Origin of the sequence: Acidiphilium sp. JA12-A1 (genome assembly GCF_000724705.2) — a bacterium.
In the GTDB taxonomy this organism is placed as follows: Bacteria; Pseudomonadota; Alphaproteobacteria; order Acetobacterales; family Acetobacteraceae; genus Acidiphilium; species Acidiphilium multivorum.
Genome location: NZ_JFHO01000053.1, coordinates 51,945 through 70,054, shown reverse-complemented (window position 1 = coordinate 70,054; position 18,110 = coordinate 51,945). Strand labels below are relative to the sequence as shown.

The window sequence follows — 18,110 nt, the reverse complement described above, 5'->3', positions numbered from 1 at the left end:
CTGTCAGTCCAGAAACGCGAGCGCGGTTGGCGCATCGTCCTTGTGTTCGGCAAGTTCGTCATGTTCCTGAATCGAATCGATTTCAGGGCCCATGGCGATATTCGTCACCCGTTCGAGCACGATCTCGACGACCACGGGCACGCGATGCGCCTTCATCATCGCCGCGGCGCGGATCAGGGCGGGCGCGATACCGTCGGGTTCGGTCACCCGCAGCGCCTTGCAGCCGAGACCTTCCGCGACGGCGACATGATCGACGCCGCTGGCCGCCGCCCGGCCCTGTTCCGGCGCGTTGATGTTCTCGAAGGCGAGATCGACGCAGTAATCCATCCCGAAGGCGCGCTGTGCCTGGCGGATCAGCCCGAGATACGCATTGTTCACGACGACGTGCAGGTAGGGAATGCTGAACTGCGCGCCGACCGCGAGTTCCTCGATGAGGAACTGGAAGTCATAGTCGCCGGAAAGCGCGACCACGGGCCGGTCCGGCTCCGCCACCGCGGCGCCGAGCGCCGCCGGGATGGTCCAGCCGAGCGGACCGGCCTGGCCGCAATTGATCCAGTTGCGCGCGCGGAAGACGTGCAGGAACTGCGCCGCCGCGATCTGCGACAGCCCGATCGTGCTGACATAGCGGGTTTCGCGCCCGAACGCCTTGTTCATTTCCTCGTAGACGCGCTGTGGCTTTATGGGTGCGGCATCGAAATGGGTTCGCCGCAGCATCGTGCGCTTGCGGGCGCGGCAGGCTTCTGACCACCCGCGCCTGTCGGGCAGAAGTCCTGCCGCGCGCCGCTCCGCCGCCAGGGAAAGGAACAGATCGAGAGCCGCGCCGGCATCCGACACGATGCCATAATCCGGCTCGAACACGCGGCCGATCTGCGTCGGCTCGATGTCGACGTGAACGAAGCGCCGCCCCCTGGTGTATGTCTCGATCGAGCCGGTGTGCCGGTTGGCCCAGCGATTGCCGATGCCGAGCACGAAATCGGATTCGAGGAAGGTCGCGTTGCCGTAGCGGTGGCTGGTCTGGAGCCCGACCATGCCGGCCATCAGCGGATGATCATCCGGGATCGCGCCCCAGCCCATCAGCGTCGGAATCACCGGCACCCCGGTCAGTTCCGCGAAGGCGACCAGCCGGTCGGCGGCATCGGCGTTGATGACGCCGCCACCGGCCACGATCAGCGGGCGTTCCGCGCTCTCCAGCATGTCGAGCGCGCGCTCGATCTGCGCCGCCGTCGCCGCGGGCCGGTAGACGGGCAGCGGCGCGTAGGTTTCCTCGTCGAATTCGATCTCGGCCATCTGCACGTCGATCGGCAGGTCGATCAGGACCGGCCCCGGCCGGCCGGAGCGCATGACATGGAACGCCTGCTGAAACACCCGCGGCACCAGGGCCGGCTCGCGCACCGTGACGGCCCATTTGGTCACCGGCTTCGCGATGCTCTCGATATCCACGGCCTGGAAATCCTCCTTGTGGAGGCGGGCGCGCGGCGCCTGGCCGGTGATGCAGAGAATCGGGATCGAATCCGCCAGGGCGGAATAGAGCCCGGTGATCATGTCGGTGCCCGCGGGGCCGGACGTGCCGACGCAGACGCCGATATTGCCCGGCTTCGCGCGGGTGAATCCCTCCGCCATGTGGCTGGCGCCCTCGACGTGCCGCGCCAGGACATGCCGTATCGCGTTCGATCCGCGCATCGCCGCGTAGAGCGGATTGATCGCCGCCCCCGGCACGCCGAACAGGGTGGTCGCGCCCTCCCGTTCCAATACGCGGATCGCGGCCTCGGCCGCCCGCATCCTGCTCATCCTGTGTTCCCCCTTGGGCCGTCGTGCCGGGCCCATTCGATCCGTTCCGTTCCATGCCGGACCGGCGCAACTGCGGCCGACCGCCTGATCGAAACTTGCCGAAGGGAGACAATACGTCCAATATATTGTTCAGAATGATTGATATTTATTTCATATGGATCGAACCGGCATGGAACTGCGGCATCTGCGCTATTTCGTCGCCGTCGCCGAGACGCTGAGTTTCACGGAAGCGGCCCGCCGGCTCGCGATATCGCAGCCGCCGCTCAGCCAGCAGATCCGCGACCTCGAACTCGAGATCGGCACGACGCTGATCGCCCGGTCGAGCCGGAACGTGTCGCTCACCCCCGCCGGCGCGGCCTTCCTGACCCGGGCGCGGCAGATCCTGGCGGAAGCCGTCCGCGCGCGCGACGAGGCGCGGGTCATCGGCGCGGGCCGGTCGGGCACGCTGGATATCGGCATGACCGGCGCGGTCCTGCTCGGCGGGCTCGGCGGCCTGGTGGCCGCGTTCCAGATTTTCGCGCCGGGCGTGCAGGTGCGCCTGCACGAGATGCCACCCGGCGAGCAGGAGGCGGCGCTCGGCGCCGGGCGGCTCGATCTCTGCTTCCTGCGCACACCCGGCGCGGACCCGGCTCTCCTTGCCGAGCCGGCCTGGCACGAAGGCGTCAGCGCGGTGCTTCCCCGCGATCATCCCCTGGCTGTCCGGCGCCGCCTCGCCCTGGCGGACCTGCGCGACGAGCCCTTCGTGTTCTTCCGCCGCGCGGATTCGCGCTTCGCCGATCATCTCTGGACATGCTGCATCGAGGCCGGCTTCGCCCCGCGCATCGTGCAGGAGGTGGTCGAGGCTCATGCCGTGATGGCGCTGGTTGCGGACGGGTTCGGCATCGCGCTGCTGCCCGACTCCGCCCGCCGCCTCGCGCCGTCCGGTCTCGGCTTCCGCCCGCTCGCCGGCAATCCGGCGCGGGCCGATGTCAGCCTCGTCTACCCGCGGGAGCATTCCGCCGTGGTCGGCGAGTTTATCGGCTTCGCCCGGACCCGCCTCGGGCGCGGCGCGGGCAGCGGCGGGCCGGGATCATAAGCGCGCGCTTATATGTGTCATTTAAACTGCGACCCGCCCGTGCGATGGATTAGTCTGTTTCGTCGGAGCTGAAACGGGACGGGCCGCAAGGACCATGACACAACAGAAAATTCGCTTTCATTTCCGTGGCGGGATCGTCGCGGTCGGCGACCTGCCGATCACGACCACGGTTCTCGGCTGGCTGCGGGAGAGCGCGGGGCAATGCGGCACCAAGGAAGGCTGCGCCGAGGGGGATTGCGGGGCCTGCACGGTCATCGTCGCCGAGCTGGCGGAGGCCGCGCCGCCTGCCGGCGCCGTCCGCGTCGGCGGGCTCGATCTGCGGCCGGTCAATGCGTGCATCCGTTTCCTGCCGACGCTGCATGGCAAGGCGCTGCTGACGGTGGAGGATCTGCGTCCTCTGGCCGGCGGCGCGCTGCATCCGGTGCAGCAGGCGCTGGTCGACTGCCACGCCTCTCAATGCGGCTTCTGCACGCCGGGTTTCGCGATGTCGCTCCTCGCGCTGTATCTCGATCATCAGGGAGCCACGCCGCCGAATCGGCAGGCCATCGCCGACCGGCTGGCCGGCAACCTCTGCCGCTGCACCGGCTATCGGCCGATCCTCGATGCCGCCGAGCGGATGTTCACGCTTCCTCCGGTCGCGTTCGACGCGGCGCCGGTGGAAGCCTCCCTGCGCAGGATCGCGGCGGAAACGCCGCCGGCGTTCAGCTACGAGGCGGCCGATCCCGCCCTCGCGGGGGACGGCGTCCCCCGGTTCAACCGCTTTCACGCGCCGCGCACCGCCGAACGCCTGGCCGCGCTCTGCGCTGAAAAACCCGCGGCGCGCATCCTGGGCGGCGCCACCGATATCGGCCTGTGGGTGAACAAGCAGTTCCGCGACGTGGGCGATCTGATTTCGGTCAACGACGTCGCCGAACTGCGCGTAATCGAGGCGACGCCGGAGGGGCTGACCATCGGCGCCGCCGTACCGCTCGAGGATGCCTGGAACGCGCTCGTCGCCCTGGTGCCGGAATGTCGTGAAATGGCGCTGCGCTTTGCCGGGCCGCCGGTGCGCCATGCCGGCACGATGGGCGGCAACGTCGCCAATGGTTCGCCGATCGGCGATGCGCCGCCGGTGCTCATGGCGCTTGGCGCGACACTGGTCCTGCAACAGGGCGGGACGATCCGGCGTCTGCCGATCGACGCATTCTATCTCGATTACATGAAAACCGCCCGCGCACCTGGCGAGTTCCTGCGCGCGATCGAGATTCCCCGTCCCGATCCGGCGACGCGGTTCCGCGCCTACAAGATCTCGAAGCGCCATGACTGCGACATCTCGACCCTCAGCCTCGGCGCGGCGGTCACGCTGCGGGACGGCGCCGTGCGGGACGTCCGCCTCGCATTCGGCGGCATGGCCGCGACCGTGCGCCGCGCCGCGGCGGCGGAAGCCGCGCTGCGCGGCCAGCCCTGGAACGAGGCGACGATCGCGGCGGCGATGAACGCCCTCGGGGCCGATTTCACGCCCCTGACCGATTTGCGGGCGAGTGCCGATTACCGGATGCGCGTGGCGCGCAACCTGCTGCGGCGGCTCCATCTCGAACTGACGGCGTCCGCGGCTGGACCGGCGCTGCGCACGCGCGCCGTCCCGTCCGGCATGATGGCAGGTGCCGCATGAACGAGCAGAGCCGCCCTGGGTCAGCCACATCCCGTGCCACGAAGCCCGGCCTTGCCGGTTTCGCGGCGGGTGTCAGGGTTGCCTGGTCGGAAGCGGACGAGGCGGCGCTGGCCGCCGGCAGCCGCGTCGGTGTGGGTGTCCCGCACGAATCAGCGCATCTGCACGTTTCCGGCGCCGCGGCGTATGTCGACGATGTGCCGGAACGCGCGGGAACCCTGCACGCCGCGCTCGGCCTCTCTCCGGTCGCGGCGGGAACGCTGCTCGGCATCGACACGGCGCTTCTGCGCGCGCAGCCCGGCGTCGTCGATGTCATCATCGCGTCCGACATTCCCGGCGCGAACGAATGCGGCCCCGTCGTGCATGACGATCCGATCCTCGCCGAGGGCGCCGTGCGCTATCTTGGCCAGCCGGTCTTCATCGTCGTCGCCACCGCGCGCGATCTCGCGCGCCGGGCCGCGGCAAAGGCGCGCGACGCCGTGCGGGTCGAGCCGGCGGAGCCGGTCCTCGATTCCCGTGCCGCCCATGAAGCGGGCCGCCACCTGCGCGCGCCGATGGAACTCGTCCGCGAGTCGGAGCCGGGCGCCTGCCGCCGGGCCATCGCGGCGGCGCCGCACCGGCTCGCCGGGCGGTTCAGCCTCGGCGGCCAGGAGCAATTCTATCTCGAAGGCCAGATCACCTATGCGATCCCGACCGAGAATGACGGGATGCACGTGCTGTGCTCGACGCAGCATCCGAGCGAGATGCAGCATCTCGTCGCCCATGCGCTCGGCTGGCGCAGCCATCAGGTGCTGGTCGAATGCCGGCGCATGGGCGGCGGGTTCGGCGGCAAGGAATCGCAGTCGGGGCTGTTCGCCTGCGCGGCCTCGATCGCCGCTTCACGGCTCGGCCGGCCGGTGAAGCTGCGCCTCGACCGCGACGATGATTTCCTGATCACCGGCCGCCGCCACGGATTCGAATACGATTATGAGGTCGGCTTCGACGACAACGGCCGGATCGCGGGTCTCGTGATCACCATGATCGCCAATGCCGGCCACTCGACCGACCTGTCGATGGCCGTGCTCACCCGCGCGCTCTGCCATGCGGACAATGCCTATTTCCTGCCCGAAGTCGCGCTGACCGGCCATCTCGCCCGGACCGACACGCAGAGCAACACCGCCTTCCGCGGCTTCGGCGGCCCGCAGGGCGCGCTGGTCACCGAGATCATCCTCGACTCGATCGCCCGCCGCCTCGGCCGCGACGCGCTCGAGATCCGGTGCGCGAATTTCTATGGTCGCGGCGCGCGCGACGTGACGCCATACGGACAGACGGTCGAAGACAACGTGATTGCCGAGATCGTGGAACAGCTCGTCCGGAGCAGCGCCTATCACGAGCGCCGCGCCGCGGTCGCGGCCTTCAACGCGACCAGTCCGGTGCTGAAGAAGGGGCTTGCGCTGACGCCGGTGAAATTCGGCATTTCCTTCAACGTGCCGCATCTGAACCAGGCCGGCGCGCTGGTGCATGTCTATGCCGACGGCAGCGTGCTGGTGAATCACGGCGGCACCGAGATGGGGCAGGGGCTCAACACCAAGGTCGCGCAGATCGTCGCGGATGCGCTGGGGATCGGCTTCGACCAGGTGCGCTGCACGGCGACGGACACGTCGAAGGTCGCGAACACCTCCGCCACCGCCGCCTCCACCGGGGCGGATCTGAACGGCATGGCGGCGCTCGACGCGGCGCTCGCGATCCGCGGGCGGCTCGCCGCGTTCGCCGCGGAGCGTTTTGAAACCGGAATCGAAAGCATCCGCTTTTCAAATGGTCTCGTGCGGATCGGCGGCACATCGATCAGCTTCGCCGATCTCGTCCGCATGGCCTACGAAGCGCGCGTGCAACTCTGGAGCGACGGCTTCTACGCCACGCCGAAGATCAACTGGTCGCCACAGACGATGCGTGGCCGGCCGTTCTACTATTTCGCGTACGGTGCCGCGGTATCCGAGGTCGTGATCGACACGCTGAGCGGCGAATTCACGGCACTGCGCACCGACATTCTGCACGATGCCGGGCGGTCGCTGAACCCCGCCATCGATATCGGCCAGATCGAGGGCGGCTTCGTGCAGAGCATGGGCTGGCTGACATCGGAAGAACTGGTCTGGCATCCGAAGACCGGCATGCTGCTGACCCATGCGCCAAGCACCTACAAGATCCCCACCGCGAACGACGTGCCCGCGGTGCTGAACACGACCCTGTTCGACAGCCCCAACCGGGAACCGAGCATCCACCGTTCGAAGGCGGTCGGCGAACCGCCGATGCTGCTGGCCTTCTCGGTGCTGCTCGCGATCCGCGACGCGATCTCGGCCGCCGGCGGCCACCGCGTCGATCCGCCGCTGCGCGCACCGGCGACGCCGGAGGCGATCCTCGACGCGCTCGATGTCGTCCGCGCCGGCGGTGACGCACCGTGAGTACCGTTGCACAACCTCCACGCGGCGTGATCGTCGAGCTGCGGCGCGTTCGTGGCTCGGCGCCCCGCGAGCAGGGCACGCGCATGATGGTGACGGCGCACGCGACCGACGGCACGATCGGTGGCGGCGCCCTGGAACACGCGGCGATCGCGCGCGCCCGCGCGTTGCTCGGCGAATGGATCGCCCATCCCGATCTTGCCCGCGAAATGCACGAGCTTCACGCGCTCGGCCCGCAGCTTGGCCAGTGCTGCGGAGGCTCCGTCACCCTCGCCTATGCGCCGTCGGACTCGGGAAAGCTCGAAGCCCCGCCGCCCATGTTTCATCTGCAACTGCACGGGGCCGGTCATGTCGGCCGTGCCGTGGTCGCGGTTCTCGCGACTCTCGGCTGCACGATCGACTGGATCGACTCCCGCCTCGACGCATTTCCCGCCAGCCTCCCCGGCGGCAAGGCACAACTCGCCTGCCGCAGGCTGGCCGATCCGGTCGCCGCCATCGCGGATGCGCCGCCGGGTGCCGCGTTCCTGATCATGACCCATGCCCACCCGCTGGACGCGGCACTGTGCGCCGCGGTCATGCGGCGCGGCGATTTCGGCTATCTCGGCCTGATCGGTTCGGAAACCAAGCGCGCGCGCTTCACCCGCCAGTGGCGCCGGCAGGACATCCCGCCCGCGGCGATCGCGCGCCTGTGCTGCCCGATCGGGATTCCCGCGATCCAGGGCAAGCAGCCGGAACTCATCGCTCTCGCCGTCGCCGCGGAACTGGCATCGCGGTTTCCGGCGCGGCACATGCGCCAGCTTCCGCGCATCCCGATCGATCTCGACGCCGAGTGCAGCGCCTGTCGTGCCTCGGCGCGCTGCGCCGGATCATAAGCGGGGAATTATATCGACAATTTCGGATCGCGGGCGCGGCAGCGGGCTGCCACCATCGCCCGCGCATGAGAGGAAACGGACCGGATCGATGACTGACCTGACCACGCATGTTCTAGACACTGCCCACGGCATTCCGGCGGCCGGTGTGCGTATCCGCCTGTTCGCTGCCGGAGCGGCCGGAGGGCCCCTGGCCGAAGCCGAGACGGATGCTAACGGCCGCGCGAAGATTGTGCCCGCGAACGGCGTGGCCTTCGATTCCGGCAGCTATGACCTCGTGTTTTCCGTCGGCGCCTATTTCGGCGCGAAGGGCGCGGCCGAGCCGGCACCCCGCTTTCTGGACGATGTCGTGATCCGCTTCGGTCTCCGCGCCGGGGCCGCGCACCTTCATGTCCCGCTGCTGATCTCGCCGTTCGGCTACACGACCTATCGGGGACAATGACGACAATGACGGCCTATATGGCGCAATGGGCGATGGCCCTGCTGATCTGGCTCCACGTGATCGCGGCGATCGCCTGGATCGGCGAATCCTTCTACTTCGTCATGCTCGACAATGGGCTGAAGTCACCGGCCGAGGCCGAGGCCCGCGAACGCGGCGTGTTCGGCGAGATGTGGTCGGTCCATGGCGGCGGGTTCTACCACGCGCAGAAATATCTCGTCTCGCCCGCGCGCATGCCCGAAGACCTGCACTGGTCGAAGTGGAAATCCTACACGACCTGGCTGTCCGGCTTCGCGCTGTTCACGGTGATGTATCTGCTCCAGCCCGGCATCTATCTGCTCGATCCCTCGGTGGCGCGGATCGCGCCGGGCCTCGGCGTGGCGGCGGCGCTCGGCTTCCTGCTCGTCGGCTGGGTTGTCTATGATGTCCTGTGCCGCGCCTTCGGCGACCGGGATCTGCGGCTCGGCGTCGCCATCGCGGTCTATGTCGGCGCCGCCGCCTTCATCTCGACGCATCTGTTCGCGCCCCAGGCCGCCTTCCTGATCATCGGCGCCATGCTTGGCACGATCATGACGGCGAATGTCTTCTTCTGGATCATCCCGGGCCAGAGGAAGATGGTCGCGGCGCTCGCCCGCGGCGAAACGCCCGACCCGCTGCCCGGCAAGCGCGGCAAGCAGCGTTCGGTGCACAACACCTATTTCACGCTGCCGGTCGTCTTCGCCATGCTCAGCAGCCATTTCGGCATGCTGTTCAGCCATCCGGCCAGCTGGATCTATCTCTGGCTGGTCATGGTGGCGGGCGCGCTCATTCGCCAGTTCTTCGTGCTCTGGCACAAGGGGCAGCGCAATTTCGCCCTGCCGGTCGCCGGCGCGGTGCTGATCGTCCTGGTGATCGTCGCCGTGGCGCCGGGCGCGATGTCGACCGGCGCGTCGGCCGAAGCCGCGGGAGTGCAGGGCAATGTAACCGTCGCCCGGATCGAGCCGATCATCCATGAGCGTTGCGCGGCCTGTCATTCCGCCCATCCGACGCTGATGGCCAGCGCCCCGAACGGCATCATGTTCGACACGGCGGCCGAGATCCGCTCCAGGGCGTCGCTGATCGAACAGCAGGCGGTGAGCGCGAAGTCGATGCCGCCCGGCAACGTCACGCACATCACCAGGCGGGAGCGAGAGGAAATCGCCGCCTGGGTGAGGGGAGGTGCCAAATGAGCGCCGACGGCCCCGACATCGCCACCCTGAACGCCATGGCGCGCGAGGATTTCGTCGCAGCACTCGGCGATATCTACGAGCATGCCGCGTGGGTCGCCGAGGCGGCCGCGCCGCTGCGCCCCTTCGGCGACCGTGATGCCTTGGCCGCCGCGATGGCCCGCATCGTCCGCGATGCCGATCCCGCGCTGCAGACGGCACTCCTGCGAGCCCATCCCGAGCTCGGCCATCGTGGCCCGCTGGCCCCGGAGTCGGCGGACGAGCAGCGGGCGCAGGGCATCGACCGGCTCGCCGCCGGCGAGGCGGCGCGCCTCGCCGCGCTGAACGCCGCCTATCGGGAACGCTTCGGCTTTCCCTTCATCATCGCCGTGCGCGGCCAGCGCGACATGGCGGCGATCATGACGGCGCTGGAACGGCGCCTCGCCGGCACGCCCGATGACGAGCGCCGGATCGCGCTGGCGGAGGTGTGCAGGATCGCCGGCTTCCGCCTCGCCCGTCGCGTCGCCGCGCCGGCCGACTCCGCGACCGCCTTTTCAGAGTAATAGAAACCGGACCCAAACCGGAACCCACAGGAGGACGTCATGACAAACCAGGCCCAGAAAGCGGGCGATACGAAATCGGGCTTCTCGGTCGAATCCAAGGGCATCGCCCAGGTCACTCCGGAGGAAGCCTATGGCAAGCCCTCGCATCTCTTCGGACTCTGGATGGCGGTGAACGTCGAATTCGCCACCATCACCACCGGGGCGATCGCAACCGGCGTATTCGGCCTCTCGGTGCCCGACGCGGTCGTGGCGATCGTCGGCGCCAACATTCTGGGTTGCCTGCTGCTCGGCCTCTTCTCGACCTATGGCGTCGATTACGGCCTGCCGATGATGATCCTGTGCGAACGCTGGTTCGGGCGGTTCGGCAACCGGGTCCTTTCGTTCCTCAACTTTCTCAACGGCTTTTCATGGTTCGCGATCAACACCGTGATCGGCGCCTATTTCGTCCATCGCGTGCTCGGCGCCAGCCTGGTCGTCGGCATCGTCGGCCTCACGATCATCCAGGTGCTGATCGCGATCGTCGGGCATGACTTCATCATCAAGGCGGAAAAGGTCTTCTTCTGGTTCCTTGGCGCCGTCTTCGCGATCCTGACGGCGCTGACCCTCGCCCATATCCCGCATCTGCCGGTCGCCGATCCGAAGAAGCTCGCGGAAGTGGGAGGTCGTTCCGGCGCGATCCTGCTCACCGTCTCGATCATGCTCTCGTGGCTGGGCGGCTGGATCCTGTATTCGGGCGACTATTCGCGCTACATGTGCTACCGGCACAACCGCGAGGCGATCAAGCGCGGCGTCTTCTGGAACGCCTTCCTCGGCTGCTTCATCTCGTCGACCTGGCTCGAGGTGGTCGGAGCGGTCATCGGCGGCACCGTCGCGCTGAACAGCCCGGCCGACCTGTTCTCGTCCTGGCTGCCCGGCTGGTTCCGCGTTCCGCTGATCGTCGCCATCGTCATCGGCACGATCAGCCCGAACGTGCTGAACATATATTCCGCCAGCCTTTCCGCCCTCGCTTCGGGAATCCGCATGAAGCAATGGCAGGCGGCCCTGCTGACGGGCGGCGTCGGACTGATCATCTCGCTGCTCGCCTACCAGCATTTCTACAAGAACTACGAACTCCTGCTCTTCTTCCTCGGCTACGTGATCTTCCCGCGCTTCCCGGTGATGGCGATCGGCCATCTCCGCCCGCGCGTCTCGCGCTTCGCGTCGATCGACGTTACGACGGTCGGCTTCCTCTCCTGGCTCGCCGGTGTCGTCTGCAGCGTGCCGTTCTGGAACCAGTATCCGGTCTTCGTCGGCGCCTTCGCGGCCGTTCATCCGGAATTCGGCGACATTTCCTTCTTCATCGGCGCGTTCGTCGCCGCGATCGTCTATCTCCTCGCCACCATCCCGCGCACGGCGCCGATCCCGGCGGGTGCTGTGCCCAGCGCGTAAGGACGCCGCATGATGATCCCGCCCAGCCCCGGCCGTCTCGCCATCCGCGCTCAGCTGCTCGGCTACGACGGCAATCCCTTCGTGTCGGATCCCGCGGACTGCGTGCGGCATGAGAGCGACGGGCTGATCCTCGTCGCGGACGGGCGGATCTCCCATGTCGGTCCCTACGTCGCCGATCTCGTGCCCGAGGGCGTCGAACTGCATGAGTATCGTGATGCGCTGCTGATGCCGGGCTTCATCGACGCCCATGTCCATTACGCGCAGACGCCGATGATCGGCGCCTATGGCAAGCAGCTGCTCGACTGGCTGGAGACCTATGTCTTTCCCATCGAGCAGCGCTATGCCGATCCCGATTTTGCCCGCGCCATGGCCCGGCTCTTCTTCGCGCAGGAACTTGCCGCCGGCGTGACCACCACGCTGTCCTACTGCACGGTTCATCCCGGCTCGGTCGACGCCTATTTCGAGGAAGCGGCAAGGCTCGGCCTGCGCGCCGGCGCCGGCAAGGTCCTGATGGACCGCAACGCGCCCGAGCCGCTGCGCGACACCGTACAGCGCGGGTACGACGACTCCAGGCGCCTGATCGACCGCTGGCATGGCCGCGGCCGGCTGTTCTACGCCGTCACCCCGCGTTTCGCGCCGACCAGCACGCCGGCCCAGCTTGAGGCGGCCGGCGCGCTGTTCGCCGAGACCGACGGCGTGTGCATGCAGACCCACCTCTCCGAAAACCTCGCGGAGCTTGATTGGGTGCGCGCCCTGTTCCCCGATGCCCTGGACTACCTCGATGTCTATGATCGCGCGGGGCTGGTGGGTCCGCGCAGCCTGTTCGGCCATGCCATCCATCTTTCACCCCGCGAATGGGACCGTCTCGCCGGGGCGGGCGCCGCCGTCGTTCACTGCCCCACCTCGAACCTGTTCCTCGGCTCCGGCCTGTTCGACCTGCGCCGGGCGCTGATCGCCGGCAATCCGGTCCGCACCGCGCTGGGGTCGGATATCGGCGCCGGAACCAGCTTCTCGCCGCTCGCAACGCTGAACGAGGCATACAAGGTCGCGGCCCTGCGGGGCGAGGCGCTCTCCGCCCACCGGGCCTTCTACCTCGCGACCCTCGGCTCGGCGCGAGCCCTGTACATGGACGACCGGATCGGTCGCCTCGCGCCGGGGTACGAAGCCGATTTCGCGGTGCTCGACCTCGCGGCCACGCCCCTCCTGCGCGAGCGCCTGCGTTTCGCCGACACGCTGGAGGAGGCGCTGTTCGTGCTGATGACGCTGGGCGGTGCGGGATGCGTTCGGGCAACCTACGCGGCGGGCCGCCTCGTGCACGACCGCACCCGGCCCGATGCGTCAGCTCAGGCGGGCGAGGGCTGTTGCGACACCGTCGCCGTAGGCCGGATCGGCGCGACGGCAATTGGCGACGTGCCGCTCCTGGATGTGCCGCGAGGCATCGCCGAGCGCGCGGGCGGTGTTGTCGAATAGAGCCTGCCGTTGCGTTGGCGTCATCAGGCGGAACAGGTTGCCCGGCTGTTCCCAGTGATCGTCGTCGGCGCGATGATCGTGATGTGCTGCGTCCCCCTCCAACGGGACATGCGGTTCGGCATGAGCCGGCTGATCGTCCCAGATGCGGCCGGTATTGGGATGATAGCTGACGATGCCGCCAAGATTGCCGTCGGTACGCATCGCGCCATCGCGGTGATAACTGCGGAACGGGCAGCGCGGCGCATTGACCGGAATCTGGTTGAAGTTGACCCCGAGCCGGTAGCGCTGCGCGTCGCCATACGAGAACAGGCGCGCCTGCAGCATGCGGTCGGGTGAAAACGAGATTCCGGGCACGATGTTGGCGGGCGAGAAGGCGGCCTGTTCAACCTCGGCGAAGTAATTGTCGGGCGCGCGGTCGAGTTCCAGCACTCCCACCTCGATCAGCGGGTATTCGGCTTTTGGCCAGACCTTGGTCAGATCGAACGGATTGTGGCGATGAACCTTCGCTTGCGCCTCGGTCATGACCTGGATCATCAGCGTCCAGCGCGGGAGGTTTCCGGCCTCGATCGCGGCAAGCAGGTCGCGGCCGTGGCTTTCCCGGTCGCGCGCGACGACCGCCTCCGCCTCGGCATCGGTGAGATTGGCGATGCCCTGCTGGCTGCGGAAATGGAATTTCACCCAGACACGCTCATTCGCGGCGTTGATCATCGAGAAGGTATGGCTGCCGAATCCGTGCATGTGGCGGAAGCTTTTCGGAATGCCGCGCTCCGACATCACGATGGTCACCTGGTGGAGCGCCTCCGGCAGAAGGGTCCAGAAGTCCCAATTGTTGTCGGCGCTGCGCAGTCCGGTGCGCGGGTCGCGCTTGATCGCGTGGTTGAGATCGGGAAACCGTAACGGATCGCGAAAGAAGAACACCGGCGTGTTGTTGCCGACGATGTCCCAATTGCCTTCTTCGGTGTAGAACTTCACCGAGAAGCCGCGGATGTCGCGTTCCGCATCCGCCGCGCCGCGCTCACCGGCGACCGACGAGAATCTGACAAAGATATCGGTCCTCTTGCCGATATCGGAAAAGATCTTCGCCTTGGTATAACGTGTGATATCCTGCGTGACGGTGAAGCTCCCGTAGGCGCCCCATCCTTTCGCGTGCATCCGCCGCTCGGGAATCACTTCGCGATCGAAATGGGCAAGTTTCTCGATCAGCCAGATATCCTGCAGCAGCACCGGGCCGCGCGGGCCTGCCGTCATCACGTTGGTATTCTCCGCGACCGGCGCGCCGGTCGCGTTGGTGAAGGGGGTGTCGGTCATGGCAAACTCCTCGGGAGGCCTTCAGGGGCGGTGTTCTTGGGTCAGGCTTTCCATGCGGAACCGCGGATCACCGAGCAGAAATTGCCGCGGTGGAAATGCGCATCCTTGTCGGCGAGTACATCGGCCTTGACGTTGCCGAAGGTGGTGTCGGGCTTGTGGCGGATACCGTTGTAGAATGCGTCGATGATGTCTTCCTTGAAATGCTCAGTGCGGGGATAGGCGCGCACCACGGCTTCGCGCTCGGCATCGGCATAGTCGTCATAGGCGAGACCGAGCACGTCCATCTCCACGCCGGCGGTAACCAGGGCCACCAGCGGATGCATGTGCCGGGGAATGCCGGGCGTGGTGTGCAACGCGATCGCGGTCCAGACCGTATAGACGTCGGCCTCGGCAATGCCGCGGCTCAGCAGGAACGCTTTCGCGACATTGGCGCCGTCCACCTCGAAGCGCTCGTGATGCGAACTGTGGCTCGGCATCAGCCCCATGTCGTGGAACATCGCGCCGGCATAGAGCAGTTCGGCATCATATTTCAGCCCCCGCCGGGTCCCGGCAAGCGCGGCCCAGTAATAAACCCGTGTGGAATGATTGAAGAGAAGAGGCGTCTCCGTATCGCGCACCAGCTCCGTTATCGCATTGGCCAGGGGCGTATCGGGGATACCGATCCCGTTTACTGTGGTTTTCATCGTGATTTCCTTGACTTGACGGCAAGGAGATCATAACCGAGGCGCTGGATGTCCTCTATCGGCGTAACACGTCGAATCCAGACAAAATCCGTGCGGAAAGGCCGTGGCGATGAATGATCGTGGAATAAGGACGATCCTGGTGCTGGCGATGCCGGGCGTGCAGTTGCTCGACGTCTCCGGACCGCTCGACGTCTTCGCGGAGGCAAGCGCCCAGGCCGGGCGGACAGCGTATCGGCTGGAGATCGCCGGGATCGCGCCGGGCCCCATCGTCAGTTCATCGGGCGCGCGCCTGATGCCGGACCGCATCGTCGGCGACGGCATGACAGGCGGCAAGATCGACACGCTGCTGGTCGCGGGCTGTCCCAAAATGCCCGACACGGCGCCGCCGCAGCCGGTGCTGGACTGGCTGCGGCGGGAAGCGCGGCGGGCGCGGCGCTACGGGTCGGTCTGCAGCGGCGCCTTTCTGCTTGCCCAGGCCGGCCTGCTCGACGGCAAGCGGGCAACCACGCATTGGGCGGTGGCGGCGCGGCTCGCGGCGGCGTTCCCCGCAGTCACGCTGGAGACCGACGCGATCCATGTGCGCGACGGCAAGCTGCGCACCGCCGCCGGCGTCACCGCCGGGCTCGATCTCGCCCTCGCTCTGGTCGAGGAGGATCTCGGCCGCGAGATCGCCAAGCGGGTCGCCGCGCAACTGGTGATGTTCTTCAAGCGGCCGGGCGGGCAGTTGCAGTTCAGCCGCAGCGGGGAGTCGCTGCCCTCCGGTCGCGCCATGTTGCAGGAGGTGCAGCGATATGTCGCGGCAAATCCCGCCGCCGATCTCGATGTCGGCAGTCTTGCCGCCCGTACCGGCCTCAGCGCCCGGCACTTCGCCCGGCTGTTCCGCAGTGAAACCGGAATGACCCCGGCCAGCTGGGTGGAATCCGCGCGCGTGACGGCGGCCCGGGAGATGCTCGAAAGTGGCGCGGCCGCGCCGAAGCAGGTCGCGGCGCGGTGCGGGTTCGCCAATGTCGATACGCTGCGCCGGTCCTTCCAGCGTCATGTGGGGGTAACGCCGGCGGCCTACCGCCGGCACTTTGGCGGAAGGGCGTAACGCGCGGCGCCGGCATTTGGCAAACGCAACCGGCTGTGAGACATTTTTGCGATGAGGCGACAATCGGCATCTACCCGCGAGGGGCGGCAAGACCTCCTGCCCGTGCAGCGCCAGGCGCTGATTCTCGACCATGTCCGCCAGCACGGCGCGGCATCGATCCATGATCTGGCGGCGGCGATCGGCTCCTCGGTCTCGACGATCCGGCGCGATCTCGACCGGCTGGAGAAGCGGCGGGCCCTGGCGCGCGCGCATGGCGGCGCGGCCCTGCCGGCCGAACCCGCCGCGACGTTCGAACCCGCCCCGGAACTCGCGGAACAACTCGCGCGCGCGGAAAAGCGCCTGATCGGCGCCGCCGCCGCGGACATGCTCGCACCGGGCGAGAGCGTCATCTTCGACAGCGGCAGCACCGTGCGGTGGGCGGCCCAGGCCGCCATGGCGCGGGCGATCCCGCTCACCGCGGTCACCAACGATCTCGGCATTGCCCAGGTTCTCGCGCAATCCGAGACGATCAGGGTCATCGTCTCCGGCGGCACGGTTCGCCACGGCTCGCTCAGCCTGACCGGCGATCCGGGACGCGACTTCCTGGCCGGGCTCCATGCCGATACGCTGCTGCTCGGCACGCACACGATCAGCGGCACGGCGATCACCGACACCTCGGTGGAGATCGCGGCGATGAAGCGGGCGATGATCCGCGCGGCGCGACGGGTCATTCTCCTCGCGGACTCGACGAAGTTCCGCCTGCCGGCCTTCTGCACGATCTGCGATCTCGACGAGATCGACGCGCTGGTAACCGATGACGGCGTTGATCCGGGCGATCTCGATGCGGCGCGCGCGCGGGGCGTGACGGTCTCGCTCGTCTCGGCGCCGCGCGAAACGCCCCGATGACGACCTCGGTCCGCCTTGTTGCCGATGATCTGACCGGCGCGCTCGATGCGGCCGTCCAGTTCACGGGGCGAAATCCGGGCCTTCCGGTGCTTCTTCGCGCGCGAAACGGCGCGCCTGTGCCGGAGACCGCGGCGATCAGCACCGCCTCGCGTGATCTCGATGCCGATGCCGCCGGGCGGCTCATGGCCGCCGCCGCGCCGTTCCTGGCCGGCGCCGGACTCCGGTTCCTGAAGATCGACAGCCTGCTGCGCGGGCACTGGCCGCGCGATCTCGCGATCCTGCTCGGCGCCTGTCCCGATCACGTATGCATCCTTGCGCCGGCTTTCCCCGCGCAGCGCCGGATCACGCGGAATGGCCGGCAATACGCGCCAGGCGCGGATGGCATCCTGGCTGCCTTGCCGCGGAGTCCCGGCGAGGAACTGGCATTGGCGGGCTGCCGCGCGCGGCACATTCCGGCCGGCGCCCTGCGCGCCGCAGACCTCGCGGCGGCGCCCGGCACAGTGCTGATCTGCGACGCGCTCGTGCAGGAGGATCTGGACCGGCTCGTGGTCGTCGCGCGCGACCACGGCGCCCCCATCCTCTGGTGCGGCAGTGCCGGCCTCGCCCGCGCCCTGGCAGGCGAGGGGCCCTGCCGGATCGTGCCCGAGCCGGGACCGCAGCTGATCCTCATCGGATCGGATCATCCGGTCACGCACGCGCAGATTGCCGCGGTGCCACCCTCCGCCGCGGCGCGGGTTGCCCTGGGAACGGACGGCGAGCGGGCCGCGTCCCTTGTCGCGCAGAGTCTCGCGCGCACGAGTTGCATCGTCACCGCCGATCTCCCGCGCGGCCTCGCGCCCGCCGAGGCCGCGCCGATGATCGCCGCGCGCCTGGCCGCGACGCTGCCCCGCCTGCCGCGGCCATCCGGTCTCGTCGTGATCGGCGGCGAGACGCTTGCTTCCGTCTGCGACGTCATCGGCGCCGAAGCCCTGTGCCTTGCCGGCGAGATCATGCCCGGCGTGCCGGTATCCCGGATCGGCGGCGGCCTCTGGGATGGCGTCGGGCTGATTTCGCGCTCCGGGGCCTTCGGCGCACCCGATTTTCTCGCCCGCCTGCTCGATGATCGCCTTGTCCCATCATGACCGTCCGATACGGCATCTTCAATGATGCAGGACGGCCCGATATGTTTCACAATCAATCATGAAACGTGATCGTTATTGACACGTGAGCCGCCGCGGATCATGTTCCCCCGGTCACGAGTCCGGA

General features: G+C 68.0%; 14 protein-coding genes and 1 pseudogene. 12 read left to right on the top strand and 3 right to left on the bottom strand.

The genetic code is table 11. The features are described 5' to 3' along the window. Positions 1 to 3: 3 nt before the first annotated feature. The gene (gene gcl, locus RT91_RS10385; RefSeq protein ID WP_035187149.1) at positions 4 to 1,788 is read right to left on the bottom strand and encodes a glyoxylate carboligase; all 1,785 of its coding nucleotides are present in this window, start codon (positions 1,786 to 1,788) and stop codon (positions 4 to 6) included. A gap of 169 nt (positions 1,789 to 1,957) precedes the next feature. On the opposite strand from gcl, the gene RT91_RS10380 reads away from it, so the two are divergent. The 9 genes and pseudogenes from RT91_RS10380 to guaD form a co-directional block, all read left to right on the top strand. Further along, a complete protein-coding gene (locus RT91_RS10380) occupies positions 1,958 to 2,863 on the top strand; it encodes a LysR family transcriptional regulator (protein WP_240314260.1) in 906 nt (301 codons plus the stop codon). Between the two features lie 94 nt (positions 2,864 to 2,957). Further along, entirely contained in the window at positions 2,958 to 4,514 is a 1,557-nt protein-coding gene (xdhA, locus tag RT91_RS10375) for a xanthine dehydrogenase small subunit (protein ID WP_035187147.1), read from the top strand. Beyond that, positions 4,511 to 6,949, top strand: coding sequence for a xanthine dehydrogenase molybdopterin binding subunit (gene xdhB, locus RT91_RS10370; protein WP_035187146.1), 2,439 nt, complete (start codon positions 4,511 to 4,513; stop codon positions 6,947 to 6,949). Before xdhA ends, xdhB begins: the two co-directional genes overlap by 4 nt. Next, a complete protein-coding gene (gene xdhC, locus RT91_RS10365) occupies positions 6,946 to 7,818 on the top strand; it encodes a xanthine dehydrogenase accessory protein XdhC (protein WP_035187145.1) in 873 nt (290 codons plus the stop codon). Before xdhB ends, xdhC begins: the two co-directional genes overlap by 4 nt. An 88-nt stretch (positions 7,819 to 7,906) precedes the next feature. Further along, positions 7,907 to 8,257 carry a hydroxyisourate hydrolase gene (uraH, locus tag RT91_RS10360; protein WP_011942030.1) on the top strand — a complete coding sequence of 117 codons (351 nt, stop codon included), beginning with the start codon at positions 7,907 to 7,909 and terminating at the stop codon, positions 8,255 to 8,257. A 5-nt stretch (positions 8,258 to 8,262) separates the two neighbouring features. Further along, positions 8,263 to 9,462 carry a urate hydroxylase PuuD gene (locus RT91_RS10355; protein ID WP_011942029.1) on the top strand — a complete coding sequence of 400 codons (1,200 nt, stop codon included), beginning with the start codon at positions 8,263 to 8,265 and terminating at the stop codon, positions 9,460 to 9,462. Next, a complete protein-coding gene (gene uraD / locus RT91_RS10350) occupies positions 9,459 to 10,001 on the top strand; it encodes a 2-oxo-4-hydroxy-4-carboxy-5-ureidoimidazoline decarboxylase (protein ID WP_007422261.1) in 543 nt (180 codons plus the stop codon). Before RT91_RS10355 ends, uraD begins: the two co-directional genes overlap by 4 nt. Before the next feature lie 39 nt (positions 10,002 to 10,040). Further along, positions 10,041 to 11,429 (top strand): cytosine permease, encoded by a 1,389-nt coding sequence (locus RT91_RS10345; RefSeq protein WP_007422260.1) that lies wholly within the window; start codon positions 10,041 to 10,043, stop codon positions 11,427 to 11,429. Between the two features lie 9 nt (positions 11,430 to 11,438). Next, positions 11,439 to 12,740, top strand: a pseudogene (gene guaD / locus RT91_RS10340) (guanine deaminase); the annotation flags it as partial. Positions 12,741 to 12,767: 27 nt separating this feature from the next. Here the strand turns inward: guaD and RT91_RS20560 are convergent. Both RT91_RS20560 and RT91_RS10335 read right to left on the bottom strand, forming a co-directional pair. After that, complete coding sequence (locus RT91_RS20560) at positions 12,768 to 14,207, bottom strand: catalase (RefSeq protein ID WP_082468582.1); 1,440 nt, start codon at positions 14,205 to 14,207, stop codon at positions 12,768 to 12,770. 41 nt (positions 14,208 to 14,248) lie between these two features. Next, complete coding sequence (locus RT91_RS10335; protein ID WP_011942026.1) at positions 14,249 to 14,890, bottom strand: HD domain-containing protein; 642 nt, start codon at positions 14,888 to 14,890, stop codon at positions 14,249 to 14,251. 109 nt (positions 14,891 to 14,999) lie between these two features. On the opposite strand from RT91_RS10335, the gene RT91_RS10330 reads away from it, so the two are divergent. Genes RT91_RS10330 through RT91_RS10320 form a run of 3 tightly spaced genes read left to right on the top strand, consistent with a single transcriptional unit; the run spans position 15,000 to position 17,986 of the window. Continuing rightward, the gene (locus RT91_RS10330) at positions 15,000 to 15,980 is read left to right on the top strand and encodes a GlxA family transcriptional regulator (RefSeq protein WP_011942025.1); all 981 of its coding nucleotides are present in this window, start codon (positions 15,000 to 15,002) and stop codon (positions 15,978 to 15,980) included. A 51-nt stretch (positions 15,981 to 16,031) separates the two neighbouring features. Continuing rightward, positions 16,032 to 16,865 carry a DeoR/GlpR family DNA-binding transcription regulator gene (locus RT91_RS10325; RefSeq protein ID WP_035187143.1) on the top strand — a complete coding sequence of 278 codons (834 nt, stop codon included), beginning with the start codon at positions 16,032 to 16,034 and terminating at the stop codon, positions 16,863 to 16,865. After that, entirely contained in the window at positions 16,862 to 17,986 is a 1,125-nt protein-coding gene (locus RT91_RS10320; protein WP_035187141.1) for a four-carbon acid sugar kinase family protein, read from the top strand. Before RT91_RS10325 ends, RT91_RS10320 begins: the two co-directional genes overlap by 4 nt. The last annotated feature ends 124 nt before the right edge of the window (positions 17,987 to 18,110 follow it).